Genomic DNA, 23,805 nt, shown 5'->3' on the forward strand with positions numbered 1-23,805 from the left:
CCGGTTTTTAGGGGAAACACCGGGGAAGGTTCCCGTAGGGACGCCTCACCCCGGCGGTCGCCCCGCGCATCTCGATACTTAAACGATCGGCATTAGGCAATCGCGCTGCTATTTCCGGTAGTTCAGATTCCACAGATCCTGCCAGTCCTGGCGGCTCTGCCAGTCGGTTTTCGCCGTCGAGGTTTTGTACACCATCAGCTCATCGCGATACTTTTCAATCCCGGAGGCTTCATTCGCCGGCAGTTTTATTTTTTGATTGGTGGACATCTTACCGTCGACGCCCTGCGGCGCGATGCCTTCATCGGTCAGCAGATAATGCATAAACAGCTTCGCGGCGTTCGGGCTATGGCTGCCGGCGGCGACCACGCCTAGGCTGGGATAGTTCCAGCCGATAAACGGCTTCATGCCATGGCAGAGGCCCAGCTTCATGCCGTTCTTGTTTTCGCGAAATTTCGCCGTGGACACCATGCCGACGAAGTCGCCTTTGCCGTCCGGCGCGCCGATGACTTCGGCGGCGTCGGTGTCGGAATGGGTCAACAGCGGGCTGTTCGCCGCTAGCGCCTTGACGAATGCGGCCATCGCCGAGCTTTCGTCGGTTTTCAGCGGCTTGCCGAATGCCTGTTGATAGGCATCGCGCACCAATTGATCGTAGTTGGTGGACATCTGGCTGAACCAGTCGGTGTAGGCCGGTTTGCCGGCCGGATCCTGCATGGCGACTTTGCCGCGCCACTTCGGCTCCGTCAGCTGCCAGATATTGGTGATCGGGCAACTGCTGTAATGGGCGGTGTTATAGGCCAGCACATTCGGCGCCAGCACCACCGTCAACGGCTGTTGATAGTGCGCGGGAATATCGGCCTTCATCTCTTCCGGCACCCAGCTTTTCACATAGCCTTTGTTCAGCAGCTGCTCGATACCGGCGGGAGCGTCTTCGACGATCGCCACGTCGGCCTTGACATTGCCCGCCTGCGCTTCGCGGCTGATGATTTCGATAATCTGCGGCGCATCCGCCTTAATGCCCACCGCGTTAACGCCGTATTGCTGACTGAATGCTTTAGCCTGATGAACGATCTTGCCGGTTGACGCGTAGACGGTGATCGGCGCCTCTTTTTGGGCGGCGGCGATCAGCGCCTGCAGATCGGAGGAGTCCGCCGCGCGGGCGCCGGTCGCGCAGGTAGCGAGTATCGCCAGGCTGGTTAACAATTTGCGTTTCATAACATTTCCTTGGGTTGCAAGTTTGGGGTGGTGTTGCGTGAATCGGTGTTTACCGCGCCGTCGTTAGCTGACGGAGAGCTCCTGACGCTGCCCCTGCCGGTTGAAAAAATGCAGCGAGTCGGCGGGCAGTTGGCAATGCACCTGCTGATTCGCCTGCCAGCGCGGGCGTAATTGCGTGGAGTGAAACAGGCGGTCGCCGTCTCCGACCAGCTCAATCACCCAGCTGCCGCCGGTGGGCATGATGTTATCGACGATCATCGGTACGCTATCGCTTTGCGGCTGCGCGCACAGCGCGATCTCTTCGGGACGGATGCCGCAGATATGCGTGGTGTTTTGCAGGGAAAAACGCCGCTGGATATAGGCCGCCAGCGCGCTGGACGGTTGATTCAGCGGGATCATGTTCAGTTTGGGCGTACCGATGAACTCCGCCACGAAACGGTTGGCGGGTCTGGCGTAAATCTCGTCCGGCGTTCCCACCTGCTGTAAGTGCCCGGCGCTCATTACCGCGATGGTGGTGGCGAGGGTCATCGCCTCCCACTGATCGTGGCTGACGAAGACGATGGTGGTGCCGAAGGTTTCATGCAGACGGCGCAGCTCGGCGCGCATCTCCAGGCGCAGGGTGGCGTCGAGGTTGGATAGGGGCTCGTCGAGCAGCAATACGCCGGGATTGACCGCCAGCATGCGCGCCAGCGCGACGCGCTGCTGCTGGCCGCCCGATAGCTGGGCCGGGTAGCGATCGGCATATTCGGCGATGCGCAGTTTTTCCATCACATCCTGACAGCGGGCGATGCGCTCTTTGGCCGGGACCTTTTGCAGCCGCAGGCCGAAGTCGACATTCTGCCCGACCGTCATATGCGGCCACAGGGCGTAGCTCTGGAAAACCAGACCGATGCGGCGCCGTTCCGGCGGAATAAAGGTCGCGCGGGCGACGGAATCCATCACCGTATCGCCGATGGCGATTTCGCCGCCGCTGGCGTGTTCAATGCCGGCGATCATGCGCAGAATGGTGGTTTTGCCGCAGCCGGACGGCCCCAGCAGACACATGAATTCGCCGTCTTTGACGGTCAGGTTGATGGCGTCCACGGCGGGCTTCGGGCTGCCGGGGTAGGTTTTGCTAAGGTTAGTCAAGGTAATCGCAGGCATATCAGCTCTCCAGACCTTCGGCCAAACCGGTACCGGAGATCTTTTGGATCAGTACCGTGCCGGCCCATGAAATCAGCGCGATCATCAACACCACGGCGTTGGCCGCCTGCTGGTAGTTGTAATCGATCAAACGCAGGGAATAAGTGGTGAGGACATCGGTGGCGGGAATAGCCAGAATGATGAACAGACTGACGCCTTTGATGCCCGAAATGAACGGCAGCAGAATGCCGGTAGTCAGCGGCGCGGCCTGAATAGGGATCACAATCCGGCCGATGCGGGTAAACCAGCCGGCGCCGGCGACGCGCGCGGCTTCTTCCGGCTCTTTGCCCAACTGGGTCATGGCGGCGATCCCGGAGCGGCTGGCGTACGGCATCTTTTCCGCGATCAGCGCGATCACCAGTATCAGGGGCGTGCCGTACAGGGCCGGCACCGGGCCGCGCGCCACGGCGAACAGCGACAGGAAGGCGGCGGCGAAGGCGATGCCGGGAACCAGATAGGGCAGGAAGGTGACCTGACGCAAAAATCCCCCGATCCAGCGGAAGGAGCAGCGGATCACCGCATAGCCCACCAGCAGGCCGAGGATGCCGGAGGCGAGCGAGGCGGAGCCGACGATAACGACGGTATTCCACACCGCGCGCCAGAAGTCGGGCGTAAGCAGAATGCCGTCATGCAGAGCCACCGTATCCAGATTGTGGCCGATCCAGAAATCGAAGGTAAAGTTGTCGGCGCTAAAGCGGCCGGGCAGCTTCATGATGGTGGAGAAGAACAGGGTGAGCAGCGGGATGGCGACGCCCAGCAGCACAAACATCAACGGGATGCCGGCGGCGGCGAAACGCCAGCGGCCGAGCCGGCGGCGGCGATCCATGCCGCCTTTGCCGCTTACGGTCACAAAGCGTTTGGCTTCGCGCAGCATGCGCATATCCAACAGCAGCGTGATCATGCCCATCAGCATAATCACCGCGGCGATCACCGCGGCGACGCCGGTCTGGCGCGATCCCAGCGCGCGGTACAGGCCGGTGGAGAGCGTGTCAAAGTGTACGGGCAGGCCGAGAATATAGGGAATGGCGAACTCGCCGATGCAGTCGGCGAAAATCAGCAGCGCGGCCGAGAGCAGGGCGGGGCGAACCAGGGGCACGACGATACGCAGCGCGATGACCTTGCGCGATGCGCCGAGCACCCGCGCGCACTCCTCTAACTGGGTGTCCAGACGTTTCAGGGCGTTGCCCACGATCAGGATAACCAGCGGCGCGTAGTGGAGCACCATAATCGCCACTATCGGAAAATAGCCGTAAGCCAGCCAGTCCGGCGTATGGAAGCCGAGCGTCGCCAGCCAGCCGGGCTGGCCGCCGACGGTGTGGTTCTTAAAGATCGTGGTCCAGGCCAGGGCAAAGGTCCAGGATGGCAGCATAAAGGGTACGATCAGCGCGGTGGCGAACCATTTCCGCCCGGCTATATCGGTACGATTGATCAGCCAGGCCAGGGTTACGCCGATAACCAGCGCCCCCAGTACGCTGCTTACCGCGACGGCGAGGGTGTTGATTAACGGCGTCCACAGCAGCAGGTCGGACATGCGCGACGCCAGGGTGCGCAGCAGATAATAGCGGGTAAAGGCGCCTTCGGCGGCCTGTACGCGCTGGCTATCGCCGTTTTGCACCACGACGGCGTCGAGCAGAATAGACAATACCGGCGCCAGAATAATCCAGGCGAATAGCGCTATCAGCGTCACACCGATGACGTTCGCCGGCTCATGGCGGGCGATGGCGAACAGATGTCGTAGCTTGTACCACCATGAAGGTTCTGCTGGGTTAACGGCTTCGGATGTCACTGGCTTATCCCTTTTCTGGTTGTAAACAGGGAGGGACTATATCGGCGCTTTATGACGCTTCGGTGATCGTTTTGCACCTATGTGCATTATTTTTTTATGACCGTCGGCGGGCGGCGAAGCTAACGTAGCGGCTACTTGACGTATGATAGGCGCACGGCCGGGCGGCGCGTGCTTGCCGGCTACGGAGGAAACGATATGGCGAATACGAATAGCGAGTTCAGAAAGTTACATCAGGCGCCCGGCGCATTCATCATTCCCAACCCGTGGGATGCCGGTACGGCCAGGATTCTGGCGGCGCTGGGCTTTAAAGCGCTGGCGACCACCAGCGCCGGCATGTCTTTTACCATGGGGGTGAGGGAGGGCTGCGTTAATCGGGAAAGCGCATTGGCGCACTGCCGCGCGCTGGTCGAGGCGACGCCGCTGCCGGTGTCGGCCGATCTGGAGAACGGTTTCGGCGACAGCCCGGAGTGCGTGGCGGATACTATCCGCGCCGCGGCCGCCGTCGGCCTGGCCGGCGGTTCGATCGAGGATTACACCGGCCGTGCCGAACGGCCGATTTATGATTTCCACCTGGCGGTTGAGCGCATTCAGGCGGCGGCGGAGGCGCGCGATCGGCTGGCGCGGGATTTTGTGCTGACCGCCCGCTGCGAGAACTACCTGTGGGGCAAACCGCATCTCGACGATACCATCGCACGGCTGCAGGCCTTTGAAAAAGCGGGCGCGGATGTGCTTTATGCGCCCGGCCTGCGGGATCTGGACGCTATTCGCGCCGTATGCGGCGCCCTGTCGAAACCGGTTAATGTTATCGCCGGCATTCCGGGCGCCGCCTTCAACATGGCGCAATTGGCGCAGGCGGGGGTGAAACGCATCAGCGTCGGCTCATCGTTATCCCGGCTGGCGTTGGGCGCGTTTATCCGCGCCGCCGAGGCGATGGGAGAGACGGGCGACTTTACCGCCCTGGAAGGCGCGCTGGGCTTTAGCGATATTGAGCGCTATTTCCCGCCGCGCGGGTGAGCGATGGCGACGCCGGCCGATTCGGCAAGATGGATTCGCAGGCCGCTCTCTCCTGGCGCTATCTCCTCTTTGAGCGTCAGCTCCGGGATGGTATACGCCCCGGCGTTTTGCGGCCGGAATGGCAGCGGCGGGGCGCTCCACAGGCTATCGAGCCGCCGCCCGAGCTCAGCGCTCACCTGCGCAAAGCGCTCCTTGTCCATGCGGCCGGTGCGGTAAACCACAAGCGGCGGCAGCACATCGAAACCGGGGTAGAACAGCGTGCCGTGCTGGATCGGGAACAGCAGATCGTCGATCGGTCCGTTAACCCCGCGCGGGCCGTAGTGGCTTTCCCAGCCGCCGACGGTCACCAGCAGCATCGCCCGTTTTCCCTTCATCGAACCTTCGCCGTAGCGATCGCCCCAGTGGCTGTCGGAGTGTTCGCCCACGCCATAGGCAAACCCGTTGGCGTAAACGCGGTCCACCCAGCCTTTGAGGATCGCCGGCATCGAAAACCACCACAGCGGGAACTGTAGGATCAGCGCATCCGCCTGGCGCAGTTTCTCCTGCTCGGCGCTGATATCCGGGCTTTGCGTCCCCAGCTTATAGGCGCGTTGAGAATCGAGCGCCGGATCAACCGGGTCGCCGGCCGGTTTCGCCGTGTCGTCGTCGCCGTCGAGCACCGCTTTCCAGCCCATGGCGTAGAGATCCGATACCTGCACCTGGTGCCCGGCGGCGACAAGGCGGCGAACGGCGAACTCGTTAAGCGAACCGTTCAGCGATGTCGGTTCGGGATGGGCGTAAACAATTAATACTTTCATCAGTAGACTCCGTTAAGTGACCTCTCTCTTAGTCACATTTTTATGCAGGCGCAGAGAGGGTTTCGTGCGCCGCAATGCCGCCGTTTTCATGCGGCCTTGCAGCACGCGCCCGACGTGGCGCAAGCTTTCGCCGCATCCATGCGGCTCATCCTAAGCCTGCTATCTCCTCAGCATAATTTTTTACGCCGGGTAACGACAAACCCCATCATGAATCCCTGTACTTGTGTATCAGAGACAGGTTAAGTGATAGGGGCAGAGTAGAGGGCGCTGGGGTATAGTTGAAATGAATTAGGGCAATAACAGGTATTGCGATGAGTAATTTCTCTACCCTGGATCTTAATCTGCTGTTGACGCTGGACGCGCTGCTGGCCGAACACAATGTCACCCGCGCGGCGCGGCGTTTAAACCTCTCCCAGCCTTCGGTTAGCGTGCAGTTGGCGAAGCTGCGCGAATTCTTTGACGATCCGCTGCTGTTGCCGGGGCCGCGCGGCATGCGGCCAACCGCCCGGGCGGAAGAGCTGCGCGCGCCGCTGCGTCAGGCGCTAGCCTCCCTTGAACACGCCATCGCGCCGTCGCGTCCCTTCGAACCGGCGGCGTCCCGCCAAACGTGGCGCGTCGCCGCGTCGGACTACAGTGAATTGACCATTTTGCTGCCGGCGCTGGCCGGTCTGCGCGCGGCCGCGCCCCATAGCCGGCTGGCCATTTTCGGCAGGGAGCCGGCGCGCATCGCCGAACTTGCGCAACAGGGGGTCATTGATTTGGCCTTTCACACCCTCGACGGGGCGCCCGAGGGGCTGCGCCACCGGCTGTTGTTTTCCGAGCGCTACGTGCTGGCCGGCCGTTGCGGCCACCCGCAGTTGCAAACGCGGCCGACGGTCGAACAATTCAGCGCGCTGGCGCATGTTATCGTCTCGCCGGACGGCGGCGGTTTTCAGGGGATTACCGATAGCATCCTGGCGGCGGCGGGGCTGACGCGCCACGTGGCGCTTTCGGTGCCGCACTTCCTGTTTGTGATATCGGTACTGGAGAGGACCGATCTGGTGGCGATGCTGCCCGAGCGTCTGGCGCGCAATCAGCCCGGGCTACAGGTGACCGAGCCGCCGGTCGCGGTGCCCGGTTTTGAAATGGCGATGCTGTGGCATGAGCGGGTTCACCGCGATCCGGCTCACCGCTGGCTGCGGGAGTTTATTACCGCCGCGGTGTGAGCGGCGCAAACCGATTGGCGCCGCCCGCGCGGCGGCAACCGGCCTCTTTGCGCTCCAGTCCGGGCGAAATGGGCACAGGCCGCGGCCGAGCGCCCCGAACGGCGGGCCGCGCTTACTCAATCCGATAATGGAACGTATTTTTCACCTGCGGCACGTCCACCGGCTGGCCGTTGATAATGCGCGGCTGGTAGCGGAAAGTTTTGGCGGCGTTGACGGACGGGCGTACGAACAGCGGATTACAGTCGCTTTGCGCCTGCGGATCTTCCACCTCGCCCCGGCGGTTTACCCGGTAAACCACGGTGCAATCGCCCTCAATTTTGCGGCTTAACGCCTTATCCGGATAGTCCGGCGCCTGCTTGCTGATGGGCTGATACTGGCGTCCGGCCATATCCTCCGTTTGGCGCGCGCTTTCCGCCGCCCGCGCGGCGGCCTGGCTTTGCAGCGCCGCCTGACGGCGTTGTTCGTCTTCGGCCTGCCGCTGCGCCAGCGCCTGCTGTTGCCGACGCTGCTCCTCCCGCTGCCGGCGCCGGGTTTGTTGCGCGTCGCGCTCCTGCCGTTGACGCGCCAACTGCGTTCTGTCCGGCTTGGGAGGCGTCGCGATCGGCGGTTCGGCCGCCGTGGGCGGCGGCGTCTGGATCGGGGCCGGCTCCGGCGCGGGTTCCGGCTGCGGCGCGGCGGCCGGCGTTTCCACCGGCGCGGCGGGCAGGGCGATCAGCGTGGTGGTGAGATGGCGGACAACCGGCGCCGGAGGCGTTTCCATCTGCCAGTGCTGCAGTAGAAACGCCCCCAGCAGCAGGTGGGCCGTTAGCGCAATCGTCGCGGCGGCGATACGCCGGGGCCAGAGAGTTTGTCGCTTCATCGCATCCTCGGCCGTTATCTGATTATCGGCAGGGTAGCAGGCGCTCATTGCACTCATTGCGGCGCCTCGGTGATCAGGCCGATATTTTCGACGCCGCTTTTTTGCAGCGCGGCCATGCAGGCGACCACGCTGCCGTAGTTGGCGGCCTGGTCGGCGCGGACATAGACCTGGGTATCGCCTTTGGCGGCGATGACGGCCGCGACCCTGGCGCTCATCTCCTCCAGCGTGACCGCCAGCGCCGAGTCGTCACGCTGCTCGGGCCGCACGTCGCCGGCCAGATTCCAGTAATAGGTGGCGTCAGCTTTGACCGACAGCGTAAGAATTTGCCTCTCGCTGTCGGCGGGGAGGGTTTCGCTGGCGACCTTGGGGAGTTCCAGCTTGACGCCCTGCAACAGCATCGGCGCGGTAACCATAAAAATCACCAGCAGCACCAGCATGACGTCGATATAGGGAACGACGTTCATTTCGGCCTTCGGGCTATGGCGTAACGGTGGTCTGCGCATAAACGACTCCTGTCAGGCGGTTTGGGAACGGGAAGCGGTCTGATGGGCCGCGGTGTGCAGCTGGCGGTGCAAATAGCCCTGCAGCTCATTGGCGAAACTGTAATAGCGGTTCACCAGCGTCTGCGTGCGGGCGGTAAAGCGGTTATAGAAAATCACCGCCGGGATGGCGGCGAACAGCCCGATGGCGGTGGCGATCAGCGCTTCCGCGATGCCCGGCGCCACCGTGTTCAGCGTCGCCTGCTGGACGTGCGCCAGGCCGATAAAAGCGTTCATAATGCCCCACACCGTGCCGAACAGGCCGATATAGGGGCTGACCGAGCCGATGGTGGCCAGCATTGTCAGGCCGTTGGTCAGGCGCTCCTCCTGCTCGGCGATGGCGACGTGCAGGCTGTGTTCCACGCCGGAGGTCACGGCGTCGGGCGAGACGCCCTGCACCTGGCTTAATTGCTGGTATTCATGCCAGGCGGCGGAAAAAATGTGTCCGGCGCCGGCATCGCGGGCGATATTGCCCTGAATGGCGCGCTGCAGCGACGGCAGATCGCCGTCCTGACGAAAACGGCGGCGGAAGGCGATGATATCTTTCTCGCTGCCGCGCAGCACGCGGCCGTGCGCCACAATCAGATACCAGGAGGTCAGCGATCCCAGCAGCAGGATCGCCATGACGCACTGCACCAGCAGGCTGGCGTTGCCGATCAGGCCGCCGAGCGTCATGGCGTGATCGGAAATTACGCTATTATCGGGGGTCATGCTCTATTCCTTACGGTTGTCCGCCGGCGCGACGGCCGGCGAATGAGTTAGTCATTAGTCATCCAGTCGCAGCGCTTGGGCGATCGCCGACCAGGGAAGATATTTGTAATTTTGCGCCTGCTCCGGCAGGCGGTTGCGGCCGTCCTGAACCACCAGCATGCCTTGCCGCCACGGGCCGCCCAGATCGGCGGCGGTGACGTCCAGACCGTCGGTTTCGGACGCGCCGTCAATGCCCGCATCGGCGTTCAGACCGATGCGGAAGGCGCCGCGCAGGGTATAGGGGGGCTGGGCGTCGAGCACCAGATAGCTGTTGTTTCCCTGGCTGGAGACCACCAGATAGCCGTGCCGGCTGCCCTGGTACAGCGCCATGCCTTCGATATCCGCCTGCAGCGCGCCGCCGGCGGCGATAACCTGCTGTAGCCGCGCGGGCTGCGAGGGGCGGGCGTCCAACGCATGGACGGCGACATCCTCTTCGCCCACGAACAACCGCTGCCGGCGGTCATCCGCTACGCAGCCTTCCGGCTGGCTGGCGATGCTGAATTCGCGCACCATGTCGCCGCGCACGCCGCCGCGCTCGCCCCACAGCCGGTACTGAAGGAAGCGGCCGCTCTTGTCGTTGGCGATGGCGTAGATGGCGCCCTGCGCATCCTTAAACATGCACAGGCCGTAGATCTCGGACAGCGGGGTGGCGATCTCGCCCAGCACGGCCACCTCTCCGCTGTGCGGCGCGATGGAGAACAGCTGCAGCGAGTTATTGTCGCGGTTGCTGGCGACCGCCAGATCGATGGTTTTGCCGTCGAGTTGCAACCCGGTGCGCAGATCGACATTGTTCAGGCGTCCGACCGGCAGCTCCTGCAGCTTACGGCCCTGCAGGTCGTATACCAGCAGCCCGCGCTGCTTATCGGTGGCCAGAACGCGGCTGGCCGCGCCGTCGGCCGGGTTAACCCAAATGGCCGGATCGTCGGCGGCGTCGCCTAGGCTGGCTACCGGATCGGTTTCCACCAGGGCGGGCAACACCGGTATTGCCGGCAGCGGCGCGCTATCCGGCGGCGTCCAGTCGAGGCGGCCGCGATGCAGCCCCTGCTTATCGGCGACGGCGATCTCCGTCCCCCGCGCCGCCGGGCGCGCCGTCAGCGTCTGCGGTTTTTTCAATCCCGGCAGCGGCAGCGCTGGCTCGGCGAGCCAGCGCCCTTCCTCGTAGCGGTAGCGGTGCAGCCGTCGGTTTTTGGCATCCAGCGCCAGCACCGCGTCGGGGAGCGCCGCCATCCCCGCTACTTCGCCCTCGATGGCGCCGAACGGCTGGCGCAGGTCGACCGGCCGGCGGCGTAACGGCGCCTCGCTCTCGGCGTCATAGGCCCAGAGACCGACCGAGCCTTCATTGACGTACAGCAGCGCCCGCCGGTCATCGGCCTGACAATATTCGCTTTCCGGCGGCATGCTCAGATCGCGCACCTTGCGCGGCGTGTCCAGCAGCCGGACGCCCCGGGCGACCAGCCATTGCTCCGCCACGCCTCTGTCGCCGATCAGAAAGACGAAACCGTTGCCCGCTTCATCGCGGAACAGGCAGCTGCCTTCAACGCTGAAAGCGGGGGCCGGCAGATAACGCACCTCCTCCCAGCGGCGTTTGGCGCCGTCCAGCCGCGCCAGCATCGGCTGCCGGCGCGTCTTGTCCAGCGCCGCCGCCAGCATGCCGTCGGCGTCGGTGCGTACGTCGAGGGATTGGTAGCTGCCGGGCATTTCGGCCAGCGTCGCGCCCTGGCTATCCTGCAGGCGCAATCCCTGCTTATCGCTGAGCAGCAGCCGATCCGCGCCCGGCCAGAAGCGGTCGTCGGCCAGCAGTTTGAGTTCGTCGTTATTGGCGCTGCCTGCGACCTGAGTCAGCAGCGGCGCTTCCGGTCCGGGCGTTGCGGCCCGGCAGACGCCGCCGGCGTTCAGCGCGCCGCCGATCGCCAGTAGCGCCAGCGCCGCCGGCCGGAGTGGAAATCTGAAAAACATGCGCGAATCCCTTTAGAAATTGGTGTAAGTCACGCCCAGCTTGAAGGTCGGGCCATATTGTTCGTACTGCGAGTTGAAGCCGTAATTGCCGGTATAGGTGTAGTAGCGTTCGTTGGTCAGGTTTTGCGCCTCGAACGAGAGCTGCAGCTGTTTGCTGAGGAAGTAACGTACGCTGAGATCGACGAACACCTGATCGTCGACGTAGCTGTCGTAGGCGCTATCGTTGACGTTGGCCACTTCGCTCAGGTAGTCCGACTTATAGTTGGCCGACAGACGCACGCTCACCCGATCGTTTTCCCAACCCGCCATCAGGTTGCCCACCACATCGGACTGGTCCGGCAGCGAAATTTTGCGCGACGCGCCGCTGCCTTCGATACGGGCGCTGGATTTGCTCAGCGTCAGGTTGGCGCCGGCCAGCAGGCCGTTCCACGGCGACGGCAGCCAGTCGAATTTTTGCGAGTAGGCCAGTTCGGCGCCGTACAGATGCGCTTTCCCGCCGTTGGCCCAGGTCTTGGCCTCGCTGAAATCGGCCCAGGCGCCGCTGCCGGCCAGGTCGGTTTGATAGGCGAAGTCGCGGATATCCTTATAGAACAGGTAGCCGGAGAGCGTCCCGGCGCGTCCCATGTAGTGTTCGATCCCCAAATCGAAGTTTTTCGACTTCAGCGGGGAGAGATCGGGATTGCCGAACTCGGCCTCGTCGCCATCGATGGTGTAGCCGGGGGTCAGCTGGCCGAACGCCGGGCGCACCACCGAATTGGTCCAGGCCGCGCGGATCTGGGTATTCTTATCCAGACGGTAGCGGGCGTGCAGGCCCGGCAGCCAGTCGTGGTAGCTGGAGCGGTGGTTGGAGTCCTGATACTCGCCGTCGCGCAGCCCGGTGCCGTCGGCGGTGAAGCGCGTGCCTTCATAGCGCAGCCCGCCGATAAAGCGCCAGTTATCGATATCCAGCGTGTTCATCAAGTAAGCGGCGTTGATGTCTTCGCTCATCCGGTAGTCGTTGATGGTCGACTCTTCCCGATCGTAGAAGCCGTCTTTGCCCAGCGTGTCGATCAGGCTGTTGATGCCGGCGGTATCGATCGCCGGACCGTCCTGGCCAAAGGCGTAGCCAGCGTTGCCGGAGGAAAACCGGCTCAGATTGAGCTGTTCGTCGGACAGGCCGTAATTGCCCAGCTTTTTGTATTTCCAGACGTTCATATCATTTTTCTTGTCGCGCCGGCTGAGTTTGCCGCCGAATTTGACCTGGTTGTCGGTATCAAGCCAACTGTAGTCGCGCGCCAGATCGAGGCGGATATTTTTCTCGGTGTCGCTGCTTTTCTGCGTTTCCCACTCCATACTGTCGAGCCGGTAATTGCCGGCGTCGGCATAGCCGCCGCCGATTTGGCTGGACGGTTTAACCGTGTCGGAAAAGCCGCTGTCGGCGAACGAATCCAGCCCGGAGAAGGTGGCGTAGGTGCTGCCCGGCAGATTTTCGCTGGAGCGGCTGTAGGCCATCTGGCCGCCGATCGTCCACGGGCCGAGCAGGTGTTCGCCGCCCAGGACGACGCTTTTGACATCCTGGGTCTCTTCGCGGCTTTTCAGCTTACGCTTGGCCTCGGCGTCGCCCTGTTCCCCCTCGGCCAGCGGATCGCTGAATTCGACGGCCGATGACTGACGGGTTTCGCTATCTTTGAAACGGCTGTACAGCGTGCGCAGGTAGTAGCTGGAAAGGTCGCTCGGCTTATAGTCGAAATTGAGGCCGAAGCCGGTGCGTTCGCGTTCGATTTCATAGCGCCGTTGTTCAAAACCGTTCAGCCGCGCGCCGTCGCTGAAATCCCAGTCGCCGCCGGTTTCCACGTTATCCGAAGCGAAACTGCGCTTCTGCCAGCTGAGCGCCGCCGCCACCCCGAAATTGTTTTCCCCGCCGCCGATGCTGAAAATATCGCTGACCGCGCCGGAGAACTTCGGGCTGCTCTTGTCGCTGTTGGTATCATAGCCGCCCTCCGCGCCCAGGGTGTAAAACAGCCCGTCGTGATCGAAAGCCGACAGACTGTTGACTTCGACGGTGCCGCCCAGCGAGTTGGCGTCCATATCCGGCGTCAGCGTTTTGACCACCGACAGCGATTGCACCAGTTCCGACGGTAGCACATCCAGCGCCACGGCCCGGCGGTCGCTCTCCGGCGACGGCATGGTGGTGCCGTTGATCTGCACGCTGTTCAGGTCCGGCCCCAGCCCGCGCACGCTGACGTAGCGGCCTTCGCCCTGGTCGCGTTCGACCGAGACCCCCGGCAGGCGCTGCAACGCCTCTGCCGCGTTGTCGTCCGGCAGCTGCGCCACGCCGTCGGCGTGCACCACGTTGCGTACGGAATCGGAAGCGCGCTGTTCATTCAGCGCCTGGGCGATGCTGGCCGCCTGGCCGATGACCTCCACATGTTCGGTGGTCTCTTCCGCCAGCGCGGAGACGGTCAGGCCGCCGATGGCGATCGCCAGAGCGCTAAGTCTGAATATGGTCCTTGAAGCCCTATTGTTTCGCTGTGATTTCACGTGTTTTCCCCCAGAGTGGCGACGAATTGCCGTTGGCTGACCGGCTTATTGGGGAAGGGATGCTAGAAATCGCCGATGTCAGTTATATGACACGTAAAGGCGGTTGCGGGCGGATCGACGGCGGATCGCGGCGTTTAACCCGCGTGTTGAGCTTAAATGACTGTAGCAAACCGGCGGGGCATAAAGGAAAAAGCGCAACAGCGTTCCCGGCGGACGGCGGTTGACGGCGTCAGGCGAAAAAAAGAGTCATCTGAGGTGAGCTGAATTGACCCCCGCGCTGTCATTCTGTCGTCATCTGCGCCTGTATGCTTAGGTCATCCGACGATGACCCATAAGAGTCTTACCGATGTATCGCCTCTTCCGACAACACGGCAGCAAGCTGTTGCTGCTGGCTTTTTTCGCCAACCTCGGCCTGCTGATCGAACTGATTATCGGCGAGGTCAAACCCTGGCCGATAATCGACTGGATGGACGTGTTGGCCGAAGGCGGTTCGGCGCTGCTGGCGCTGAGCTGGTTGGTTATGCTGCTGGTCAGCCGGCCCGCCGGGCGCGTAACCACGCTGCTGGGGCTGGGGCTGGCCTGCATTTTCTTCTCCTGGTGGATGGACAGCCTGGATGAATTCATCAAGCTGCCGCCGGGGGCGAATGCGGGAGAATGGCTGGAAAACGTTCCCATGCCGTTCGGCCTGATTCTGATTACGCTGGGGATTTACCACTGGCATCAGGAGCAGCTGGCGATTAGCGCGCAGTTAAATAAGCGCGAGCGGTTGTTTCGCGAACATCTGCTGTTTGACAAACTGACTCCGCTGGGCGGCGCCGATTATCTGCGCAAGCAGCTGGCGTTATCGCTGAAGCAGGCGGCCGCCGAACGGCAGCCGCTGTCGCTGGTGGTGGTCGATTTAAATGATTTTGACGCGATCAACCGGCGCTTCGGCACGGCGGAGGGCGATTATGTGCTGCAGGCGCTGTGTCAACTGCTGCTGCTCAATCTGCGCCGGCAGGATCTGCTGTGTCGGCTGGCCGGCGACCGCTTCGTCGCCTTATTGCCCAATACCGGCGAACAGCAGGCGGACATGATGGCGCAGGACCTGAGCGCGGCGATCGCCGCTCTGGCGCATCACACTCAGCGGCATGGCGAGCGCGTCAGGCTACAGGCCAGCGTCGCCGCGGTTATGGCGCTAGACGAGGATCAGGAGCGGCTGCTGCAGCGTCTGAATTATACCCTGAGTCAGGTCAAAGCCGCGCCGGGCAGGGTAGCCGGATGACGGGAAGCGAACGCTGGTATGAGTGCGATGAGCGTTTTATCGTCGGGCACCATCAGCCGGGAATTCTGATCGATCTGGCGCTGTCGCGGGATATCGGCGGGCACCGCCTGCTGCGCGGCACCGGCGTCTTTCTTGAGGATATCGCCGCCGGCACGGCGCGCTTTAGCCAGCGCCAGTTCGGCCAGTTTATCGACAACAGCATACGCCTGCTCGATGCCGACGATAGCAGCTTTCTGTTCGGCCAGCGTTCGCTGCCCGGCTGTTACGGCAACTTCAGCCATGTACTGCAGCAGGCGGATAACCTGCAGCAGGCGCTGGACGACGTTACGCGTTTTTGCAGCCTGTTCAGCCCGCTGCTGGCGCCGCGCATGCATCTGGACGATCGCTATCTTTGCCTCTATTGGCCGCAAAGCGGGGCGGATGCGGGGCGGCAGCGTTTTCTGCTGGAGGCCGCCATGACCTCCATCGTGGCCCTCGGCCGCTCGCTCTGTCCGCAGCGCCCTTTACCCTGGCGCTTTTTGTTTAACTACCGCCAGCCGCGTCATATCGAACAATATTGGGTGCATCTGGGGGACGGCTTAAGCTTCGACCAGCCGCTGAATATGATGCTGCTGCCGGTAGAATACGCCCGGCTGGCGTCGCCCCACGCCAACAGCACCGTTTGCGCCGCCGTACGCCAGCAGTGTCAGCAGCAGCTGGCGACGCTGGGGCCGCACCGCGGCTTTATAGATTATTTTTACGACCATCTGCGCCGCAATCTGCGCGAACCCCTCAACCTTGAACGCATCGCCGCGACGCTCGGCATGAGTCCCGCCACGCTGAAACGTAAGCTGCGCAAGCACGATAGCAGCTTCCAGCAGCAGTGGGATCGGGTGCGCAAGCACACCGCGCTATTTCTCTATTGGTTCAACGGGTTAAATAATGAAGAGGTGGCGCAGCATCTGAATATCAGCGATATCAATAACTTTCGCCGCACGTTTCGCCGCTGGACCGGCGTGACGCCCAGCTTCCTCTCTTCGCTGCCGGCGTACTGACGCCCCGGTCTTTAGCCGTTCCGCCCGCCGCGACAGGCGGTTCTTTCCGACGGACGCGCCGCCGGCGCTTGCCCTGCCGCCCGACGCCCGCGCCGAGCGGTTTAACCACGCCGGCGCGGGCTAATTTCATTTCTCTATATATTATCTTTTTTGGTTATTTGCTGGACGGGACCGAGAAGCGAATACTTTGATTACCTTATAATTTGAATGCGATCGATTTACTATGCTGCAAATGATTTTCACCGGGCTGTTGTGCGGCGCGCTGCTCGGCTTTGTGATGCAACGGGGGCGGTTCTGCCTTACCGGCGGCTTTCGCGATATGTACATCGCCAAAAACAACCGTATTTTTTACGCCTTGTTGATTGCTATTGCGATTCAGAGCGTCGGGGTTTTTGCCCTGATCGCCGCCGGGCGGTTGAACTATGATGCCGGCGCTTTCCCCTGGTTCGGCACCATTCTCGGCGGCTATGTCTTCGGCATCGGCATTGTGATGTCCGGTGGTTGCGCGACCGGCACCTGGTACCGGGCCGGAGAGGGGCTTATCGGCAGCTGGATTGCGCTGTTCGCCTATATGCTCGCCAGCGCCGTGATGCGATCCGATCATCTGGCCGCGTTTAATCGTCAGATCAAGTCGCTGAGTACGGAACACAACTCTATCGCCGATACCTTCGGCCTGTCGCCGTGGCCGTTTATCGCGCTGCTGGTTCTGGTGGCCCTGTGGCTGGCGGTGAAAGAGCTGAAAAAGCCCAGGCTTAACATCGCCTCTCTGCCGGCGAAGAGATCGGGTCTCGCCCATTTGTTATTTGAAAAACGCTGGCATCCGTTCGCCACCGCCGTATTGATCGGCCTGATCGCGTTGCTTGCCTGGCCGCTCAGCGCCGCTACCGGACGCGTTTTCGGCTTAGGGATTACCGCGCCCAGCGCCAATATTCTGCAATATTTGGTGATTGGAAATGACAAATTTCTTAACTGGGGCGTTTTTCTGGTGCTGGGCATTTTCCTGGGATCGTTTATCGCCGCCAAGGGCAGCCGTGAGTTCCGCATTCGGCCCGCCGATGCCGCGACCTCGGTGCGCAGCTTCGCCGGGGGGATCCTGATGGGATTCGGCGCGAGCGTCGCCGGCGGATGCTCCATCGGCAATGGCCTGGTGATGACCGCCATGATCACCTGGCAGGGCTGGATTGGGCTGATTTTCATGATTCTCGGGGTATGGACGGCTTCCTGGTACCTGTTTGTTCGTCCGCAACGTCAGGCGCGTCTGCAATCCGTTTCCGTCTGATAAGCTAATTTGAGGTTGTTATGATTAAAAAACTTGATGTCGTAAACCAGGTCTGTCCGTTTCCGCTGATCGAAGCGCAGGCGGCGATGGCGCAATTGCAAGCCGGCGATGAGCTGGTCATCGATTTCGACTGCACCCAGGCGACGGAGAGCATTCCGCTCTGGGCCGCGGAAGAGGGGCACACCGTTTCCGACTATCGGCAGGTGGGCGACGCGCAGTGGAGCATCACCGTGAAAAAAGGCTGATTGACCGCTTTATGGGCTGCCTCAAGGCGCTGAGCATCGGGTTTATCGGCGTGCTGCTGCTCTCATTTTGGCAGAGTTACGCGCAGGCGCCGCAGCGCGGGGAGACGTTCGGCGGGCAGAGCTTTTGGGGCGCCCGGCGCGATTCCGCCGGCATCGCGCCCGATCCGCTGAAATTCCGTCAGACGGCGATCGTGCAGGTCTACGCGGCGCCCACCTACGGCTGGCGCGGGCTGGTGGCGGTTCACCCCTGGATCGTCTTCAAAAAGGCCGGCGAAACGCGATACAGCCGCTATGAGGTCACCCGTTGGGGCGACGATAATGTGATTCGCCGTAACCGATCGCTGCCCGACGGATACTGGTACGGCGCCCGTCCGGCGCTGCTGGCGGATCATCGGGGCGCCGCGGCCGCCGCCATGATCCCGCGGATTGAAGCGGCGATCGAAAGCTATCCCTATCCCCATACCTACCGCGCCTGGCCCGGACCGAACAGTAATACCTTTATTGCGCATATCGGCCGGGAAGTGCCGGCGCTGAAACTGGATATGCCGGCCAACGCCGTCGGTAAGGATTATCGTCCGCTGACGCGTCCGATCGGTTTGCCCCCTTCCGGCAAGGGCGTGCAGCTATCGCTGCTCGGCGTGCTGGGGCTGACGCTGGGCGCGGAAGAGGGCGTCGAGATCAATGTGCTGGGGCTCAATCTGGGCGTGGACTTTACCTCTCCGGCGCTGCGTTTACCCTTTATCGGCCGGCTCGGTTATGCCGAGGTGAAAAAAGAGGAAGACTGACGTCGAATACGGGTCACTTAGGCCGATTTTTAGGGGAAACACCGGGGGAGGCTCCCGTAGGGATGCCTCACCCCGGCGGTCGCCCCGCGTATCTCGATGCGTAAACGATCGGCATTAGGCTGACGCCGCCCATATTCGCCGGCTGCGATATACCCGTCATACTTCGAGTCGCCTGTGCGTTGGATTTATTATTCGCCCCATCCGTGGGGCCAGCGCAAGCGCTGTTCAAAAACGCTTTGGAGTTTTTGAAAAGCGACTCGAATTATTTAGGGTATATACAAGCGCCGTTATTTTTTATTGTCGCAATACAATTTATTAATAAAATGAACGATTGTTTCCAGGCGGAAACAATGGCGGATTAACAATGATATTCATTGTTAATCCGCTATGGCGCGTTATGATAATCCCGACTTCAAATATACTCGTCATACTTCAAGTTGCCTGTGCGTTGGCTTTGTTATTCGCCCCGTTGGGGGCGTCGCCAGCGGCGTTATTGTCCGGCGAATTGAATGAGTTAGGGAACGTTTATCTGGATAAATTAATCGTCGGTAACAACAGGCTGCGCCGATAATTTATTTTTTATATCTATCGATACGCCGAATGCCGTTTTAAATAAGCATAAAGATAATGGGGAAATATAAATGAAAGAGAAAATGATTAAGTGGAATGGCGGCGTGCAGCCGGAAGCGCTGGCTATTTTATCCGGCCAGGGCGGGATGATCGTCAGCCCCACCAAAGTGGGCTATATCATTATGACTTCGGATGCCGAAGGGCTGGAGCGTAAATTCGAAGCCAAACAGCGCAAGCGTAATAAGCCGGGCGTGGTGCTGTGCGGTTCGCTGGAGCAGGTAAAGGCGCTGGCCCAGATGACGCCGGAAATCGAGCGGCTGTATGAGCGCCATTGGCGGCAGGATATTTTACTGGGCTGTATTCTGCCCTGGAAGCCGGAAGGAAAGGCGTTAATCCCCAATGACGGCAGCCGGGCGCTGATGATGGACGGCCGCGAGACCAGCTGTTTCGTGATCAAGTTCGGCACGCCGGGAGAGAATATCGCCCGTACGCTGTGGGAACAGGGGCGCTTCGCGTTCGCCAGCTCCGCCAACCCTTCGGGGAAAGGGAACCGGGGGCAGGTGGAGGGCATCGGCGAGCGCATCGCGCAGCGCGCGGATTTGATTATTGAGGCCGACGATTACGTTAAATCCATCCAGCCCAACGAATCGGATGAAACCCGCTACGAGCAGGGCGTGATGGTCTCGCTGGTCGATGAGTCGGGAAAACTGGTGCCGGAGCAGCACGGCCGGCGCGGCGTCGCGCCTTGCCCGACGCTGATCCGCAAAGGGCTGCAGGTGGAGCGGATTATGGCGATCCTCAGCGATATTTTCCCTAGCTGGGACTATCGCCACGGCAACTATTACTGATGCGGCGCGGCGATTCTTCGCGCCGGCCGCTCTTTTAACCGGCGGACAGCGCGTTTTGCAGGCTTGCGATAAAAGATCCGATCCGCGGCGCGTTGAATTGTTCGTTTTTAAACAGCGCGTAAGAGTTGTAGGTATCCATCTGCCACTGCGGCAGCAGACGCACGATATCGCCTTTTTTGACGTAGTCGTCGGTGATATAGGCCGGAAGATAGGCAATGCCGAGATTATCCAGCGCCGCATTTAATAACGCGCCGCTGTTATTCGCGCGCAGCCGGCAGTGGACCTCGATATTCAGCTTCTGCTTATCTTTATGAAAAGGTAAGGAGATGGTGTGCGCATTGCCGCGAAAAAGCAGATAATCGTGGCGCGGCAATTCGCTGGGATGGGTAATAACAGGGTGCGATTTAACGTATTTCTCGTTGGCATATAATCCCCATTCGATATCGATCAGCGGTTTAAATGACGCGTTTTTCGGTAATTCCCGCGCAATAGCGATGGCGACATCGTAATATTCATCGTCGATATTAATCGGCCGGTCGGTTAAATCAAGATCGACGGTAATGTGAATATTTTTTTTAATAAACTTGTTGATAACCGGCATAACGCACTGCGTGCCGAAAGTGACCGGGGCCGCAATACGCAAACTGCCGCTGGGATCTTCATGCGTTTGCCTGATGAATAGCTCGGCTCCTTTCATCTCTTGCAGAATGCGATGGCAATATTGGTAATAGGCCAATCCCAGTTCGGTCACCTGAATTTTTCGGGTGGTTCTTTGTAAAAGTTTGGCCCCGAGCCTGATTTCAAGTTGGGAGATCTCTTTACTCACCGACGACTTGGCCATATTTAATTGATTGGCGGCGTCGGTGTAGCTCAACGTTTCGACCACATTGGCGAACACGATCATCCCGGTGAGATTATCAAGCTTATTCACTCCTGCTCCTTATTGTTTTCCGCCCGGAAGCCCTTGGCGATGCTAACACGATTTTCCTGAACGACGGCCGGGAAAAATGAGGCGTGAGATATTGCCGCCGCGAGGTTAATCCCGCATCTTGCTCAGCAGCCAGCTTCTCAACCGGGCGATATCTTGCCGTTCGGCATACTCGGGCAGCGTCACAAGGTAGTAGTTCGCGCCGGGAAGATAATCTGCAAACGGCGCGCAGAGAACGCCCTGCCGAATGAAATCGTGCGCCAGCAGGTCGCTGACGATAGCCACTCCCTGGCCGGCGACCACCGCCTGAATGGCATGGGTTTCGTCGGTAAAGCGTAAGCCGGCGTCGCTATTCAGCGCGGCGGGGCCGAAGCGGCTGCGCCAGTTCTCCCAGCTTGGCGCAAGCGCGGGCACGTGGCGGCCGTCGACGTGCAGCAGCGTTGCCGAGAGCAAATCTTCCGGCCGTCTGACGGCCAGCATCGGGCTGGCGATAAGTACAAAACGATCCTGATAAAGCAGCGTCGAAGTCAGCGCTTCCTCTTTCTCCTCGCGGTAGCGGATCGCCGCATCCACCGTTTTCCTTGTTAAGTCAATGCGCTCCACGCTGGTATGCAGACGTAAATCGATATCCGGCAGCGTTGTCTTCAGCCCGGCCAGGCGCGGAACCAGCCAGTGGGTAAGAAAATTCGACGTGGTGGTAATGGTTAACACCGGCGGTGGGGTAACGGCGTGAATTTTTTCTACGCTCTCCTGTAGCGCGTTAAAGACGTGCAGCGTGGTGTGAAAAAGTATCTCGCCGGCGGCGGTCAAGGCGACGCCTTTAGCGCTGCGTTCGAACACCTTCGTTGCCAGCCGCTCTTCCAATAGGCGTATTTGGTGGCTGATTGCGGTGGCGGTGACGCCGATCTCATCGGCGGCCAGTTTAAAACTGCGGTGAACGGCGACGGCGTTGAAGGCCCGGAGCGCGCCCAATGGCGGTAAACGTTTTTTTATCATGATGAATTTATCTCATCCATGGATGAAATCAATGACTTTGAGTTGCCGTTATTATCGGAAGTAAGCTGATTAAACGCCGCTTTGATGATGAATTCAATTCATTATTTAAACATGTTTTTATGAGGGGGAAGGTGATGGCGAGCTCTATTTCTGAGGATGGCGATCTCCGGTCGCGCTTAACGTGCGCGTTGATCACGCTATCGCTGGCGCAATTCGTTATCGCGCTGGACTATTCGATTATCTATGTCGCGCTGCCCGGCATCGCCGGCAGCCTGCAATTGGCCAACGCGCACGCGCAATGGATCGTTTCCGCCTATGGCGTGATATTCGCGGGTTTCTTGCTGGCCGGCGGGCGGCTGTGCGATGCGGCCGGCGCCAAAAATATCTTCATTTTTGCCGTGGCGCTGTTTAGTCTGGCATCGCTGCTGGGCGGGATAACCACCTCCGCCGCCGCGCTGATCGTCGCTCGCGGCATTCAGGGACTGGGGGCGGCGCTTCTGCAACCATCCATTATCGCCTTGATTTCACACCACTTCAGTTCGGGACGCGAACGGGAGAAGGCGTTAACCCTGTGGAGCGCCGTGGGCGCCGCGGGGCTCGTCGCCGGCGTGGCGCTGGGCGGCATTTTCACCCAAATCAGCTGGCGGCTGGTGTTTTTGGTCAATGTGCCGATCGGGTTGCTATGCATCTGGTCCGCGCGCCGCTATTTTTCCGCCAGCGTTCGCCCGGCGCGGCGTAAAACGCTGCCGCTGCTGTCGTCGTTATTGGGAACCGTCAGCGTGCTGAGTATCGCGCTGGCGATGACATCGTTGGCCGATCATGGCCTTAACCACGGCAACACTCACCGCTGGCTGGGAGCGGGCGCGATCTCTCTATCGCTGTTTCTACTCGGCGAGAAATACGGCAGGCGGCCGTTGGTCGACCGTGGCGTCCGCGGACTGGCCTCGCTGCGGCGCGGCAGCATTTCCAGCGCGTTATATATGGCCAGCGTGGGAACCGAGCTGTTTCTGCTCACCCTACTGATGCAGGAACGCTACGGCTACAGCGCGTTGCAGACCGCTCTGCTGTTTATTCCGTTGACGCTGATGATTATTGTCGGCAACGCCATCGCCGGTAAACTGTTTACGCGCATCCCGGCGCTCAGGGTGCTGCGCTGGGGGTTTCTGCTGGGGGCCGCGGGATTGCTGCTTATCGTTTTCTCCCTCGACCGCCTCGACTGGCCGCTGTTTATCCCCGGCCTGCTGCTGAGCGGCGTAGGGCACGGTATGATCTACACCGCCAAATTTGTGGTCGGCATGAGCGAGGTGCCGGACGATCGTCAGGGGATAGCCAGCGGAGTGATGATTACGGCGCAGTACGCCAGCGGGGCGATAGCCCTCGCCCTGATGGTGATTATTCTCAACGCCCATACCGGCATGGCCGGTTTTCACTACGCTTTCGCCGCGTTGATCGGTTTTGCCCTGCTGGGCGCGCTGCTGACGGAGGATATCGGCAGGCTAGAATAAGCGCGGGCCGGCCGCCTCTTCGCCGGGTTCATTTTTTCGTAATCAGGCCGGCGTTAAGTGATTAAGCCCAAATCCTAACGCCGCGAGATAAAGAAGGAAAAACACATGCTGGATCATTTTTGCATTCCGGTTTCGGATATCGAACGCAGTCGGCGATTTTATGAACAGGCGCTGGCCCCTCTGGGTTACTGTCGGATAAAAACGCGGCCCTCCGCGATTAGCTTCGGTATCGCCGACGGATACGGTCAATCGACCGATCCCGGCGGAGACTTCTGGATCTTTCAAGGGGATGTTTCATCGCGTCCCGCGACCCATTTCGCATTCAGCGCCGAATCGCGGGCGCACGTCGATGCGTTTTTTATCGCGGCTATCGCCGCGGGCGGCGAGGATAACGGTCGGCCCGGCCTGCGTCCGAACTACCATCCCGATTATTATGCCGCGTTTGTTCGCGATCCCGATGGCTACAATCTGGAAGCGGTCTGCCATCGCGTAGCATAATCGCCGAGGGCTGTTCGCCCATGATATCTGGAA

21 protein-coding genes are annotated in these 23,805 nt (G+C 61.0%); 10 read left to right on the plus strand and 11 right to left on the minus strand.

All coding sequences use genetic code 11. The annotated features are described in order from the left end of the window. Positions 1-108 precede the first annotated feature (108 nt). From VSX58_RS10970 to VSX58_RS10980, 3 genes are all read right to left on the minus strand, one after another. A complete protein-coding gene (locus tag VSX58_RS10970) occupies positions 109-1,212 on the minus strand; it encodes an ABC transporter substrate-binding protein (RefSeq protein ID WP_327618096.1) in 1,104 nt (367 codons plus the stop codon). Between the two features lie 63 nt (positions 1,213-1,275). After that, positions 1,276-2,355, minus strand: a complete 1,080-nt coding sequence (locus VSX58_RS10975) for an ABC transporter ATP-binding protein (protein ID WP_327618098.1) — start codon at positions 2,353-2,355, stop codon at positions 1,276-1,278. A 1-nt stretch (position 2,356) separates the two neighbouring features. Continuing rightward, positions 2,357-4,180, minus strand: a complete 1,824-nt coding sequence (locus VSX58_RS10980; protein ID WP_327618100.1) for an ABC transporter permease — start codon at positions 4,178-4,180, stop codon at positions 2,357-2,359. A gap of 195 nt (positions 4,181-4,375) precedes the next feature. On the opposite strand from VSX58_RS10980, the gene VSX58_RS10985 reads away from it, so the two are divergent. Then, positions 4,376-5,194 (plus strand): isocitrate lyase/PEP mutase family protein, encoded by an 819-nt coding sequence (locus tag VSX58_RS10985; protein ID WP_327618102.1) that lies wholly within the window; start codon positions 4,376-4,378, stop codon positions 5,192-5,194. Here VSX58_RS10985 and VSX58_RS10990 read toward each other — a convergent pair. After that, positions 5,173-5,991: an NAD(P)H-dependent oxidoreductase gene (locus VSX58_RS10990; protein ID WP_327618103.1), complete on the minus strand. Its 819-nt coding sequence runs from the start codon at positions 5,989-5,991 to the stop codon at positions 5,173-5,175. The genes VSX58_RS10985 and VSX58_RS10990 overlap by 22 nt on opposite strands. Positions 5,992-6,302: 311 nt before the next feature. Between VSX58_RS10990 and VSX58_RS10995 the strand changes: the two genes are divergently transcribed. After that, on the plus strand, positions 6,303-7,196 hold the full coding sequence (locus VSX58_RS10995) for a LysR family transcriptional regulator (RefSeq protein WP_327618104.1): 894 nt from the start codon (positions 6,303-6,305) through the stop codon (positions 7,194-7,196). 112 nt (positions 7,197-7,308) lie between these two features. On the opposite strand, the gene VSX58_RS11000 is transcribed toward VSX58_RS10995, so the two are convergent. Genes VSX58_RS11000 through VSX58_RS11020 form a run of 5 tightly spaced genes read right to left on the minus strand, consistent with a single transcriptional unit; the run spans position 7,309 to position 13,820 of the window. Beyond that, complete coding sequence (locus VSX58_RS11000; RefSeq protein ID WP_327618105.1) at positions 7,309-8,112, minus strand: energy transducer TonB; 804 nt, start codon at positions 8,110-8,112, stop codon at positions 7,309-7,311. Further along, positions 8,109-8,558 (minus strand): protein TolR, encoded by a 450-nt coding sequence (gene tolR, locus VSX58_RS11005; protein WP_327618106.1) that lies wholly within the window; start codon positions 8,556-8,558, stop codon positions 8,109-8,111. Before tolR ends, VSX58_RS11000 begins: the two co-directional genes overlap by 4 nt. 12 nt (positions 8,559-8,570) lie before the next feature. Next, complete coding sequence (gene tolQ, locus VSX58_RS11010) at positions 8,571-9,305, minus strand: protein TolQ (protein ID WP_327618107.1); 735 nt, start codon at positions 9,303-9,305, stop codon at positions 8,571-8,573. Between the two features lie 54 nt (positions 9,306-9,359). Further along, positions 9,360-11,300 carry a phytase gene (locus VSX58_RS11015; RefSeq protein ID WP_327618108.1) on the minus strand — a complete coding sequence of 647 codons (1,941 nt, stop codon included), beginning with the start codon at positions 11,298-11,300 and terminating at the stop codon, positions 9,360-9,362. Positions 11,301-11,312: 12 nt separating this feature from the next. Then, positions 11,313-13,820, minus strand: a complete 2,508-nt coding sequence (locus tag VSX58_RS11020; protein WP_327618109.1) for a TonB-dependent receptor — start codon at positions 13,818-13,820, stop codon at positions 11,313-11,315. Between the two features lie 346 nt (positions 13,821-14,166). Here VSX58_RS11020 and VSX58_RS11025 point away from each other — a divergent pair, with 346 nt between their 5' ends. The 6 genes from VSX58_RS11025 to VSX58_RS11050 all read left to right on the plus strand — a co-directional run bounded on the left by VSX58_RS11025 (position 14,167) and on the right by VSX58_RS11050 (position 19,845). After that, a complete protein-coding gene (locus VSX58_RS11025; protein ID WP_327618110.1) occupies positions 14,167-15,084 on the plus strand; it encodes a GGDEF domain-containing protein in 918 nt (305 codons plus the stop codon). Beyond that, a complete protein-coding gene (locus tag VSX58_RS11030) occupies positions 15,081-16,118 on the plus strand; it encodes an AraC family transcriptional regulator (RefSeq protein ID WP_327618111.1) in 1,038 nt (345 codons plus the stop codon). The genes VSX58_RS11025 and VSX58_RS11030 overlap by 4 nt, the downstream gene beginning before the upstream one ends. 223 nt (positions 16,119-16,341) lie before the next feature. Continuing rightward, positions 16,342-17,397 (plus strand): thiosulfate utilization transporter TsuA/YeeE, encoded by a 1,056-nt coding sequence (tsuA, locus tag VSX58_RS11035; protein ID WP_327618112.1) that lies wholly within the window; start codon positions 16,342-16,344, stop codon positions 17,395-17,397. A gap of 20 nt (positions 17,398-17,417) precedes the next feature. Continuing rightward, positions 17,418-17,642, plus strand: coding sequence for a thiosulfate utilization sulfurtransferase TsuB/YeeD (gene tsuB, locus VSX58_RS11040; protein ID WP_327613384.1), 225 nt, complete (start codon positions 17,418-17,420; stop codon positions 17,640-17,642). A gap of 11 nt (positions 17,643-17,653) precedes the next feature. Continuing rightward, positions 17,654-18,427, plus strand: coding sequence for a DUF3750 domain-containing protein (locus tag VSX58_RS11045; RefSeq protein ID WP_327618219.1), 774 nt, complete (start codon positions 17,654-17,656; stop codon positions 18,425-18,427). A gap of 641 nt (positions 18,428-19,068) precedes the next feature. Continuing rightward, entirely contained in the window at positions 19,069-19,845 is a 777-nt protein-coding gene (locus VSX58_RS11050) for an L-threonylcarbamoyladenylate synthase (protein WP_327618113.1), read from the plus strand. 34 nt (positions 19,846-19,879) lie between these two features. On the opposite strand, the gene VSX58_RS11055 is transcribed toward VSX58_RS11050, so the two are convergent. Next, positions 19,880-20,776, minus strand: coding sequence for a LysR family transcriptional regulator (locus VSX58_RS11055; protein WP_327618114.1), 897 nt, complete (start codon positions 20,774-20,776; stop codon positions 19,880-19,882). Positions 20,777-20,881: 105 nt separating this feature from the next. Beyond that, entirely contained in the window at positions 20,882-21,769 is an 888-nt protein-coding gene (locus VSX58_RS11060; RefSeq protein WP_327618115.1) for a LysR substrate-binding domain-containing protein, read from the minus strand. A 134-nt stretch (positions 21,770-21,903) separates the two neighbouring features. Between VSX58_RS11060 and VSX58_RS11065 the strand changes: the two genes are divergently transcribed. After that, complete coding sequence (locus VSX58_RS11065) at positions 21,904-23,274, plus strand: MFS transporter (protein ID WP_327618116.1); 1,371 nt, start codon at positions 21,904-21,906, stop codon at positions 23,272-23,274. Between the two features lie 105 nt (positions 23,275-23,379). Next, positions 23,380-23,772, plus strand: coding sequence for a VOC family protein (locus VSX58_RS11070; protein ID WP_327618117.1), 393 nt, complete (start codon positions 23,380-23,382; stop codon positions 23,770-23,772). The last annotated feature ends 33 nt before the right edge of the window (positions 23,773-23,805 follow it).

The organism is Brenneria populi, assembly GCF_036016195.1.
Taxonomy (GTDB): domain Bacteria; phylum Pseudomonadota; class Gammaproteobacteria; order Enterobacterales; family Enterobacteriaceae; genus Brenneria; species Brenneria populi.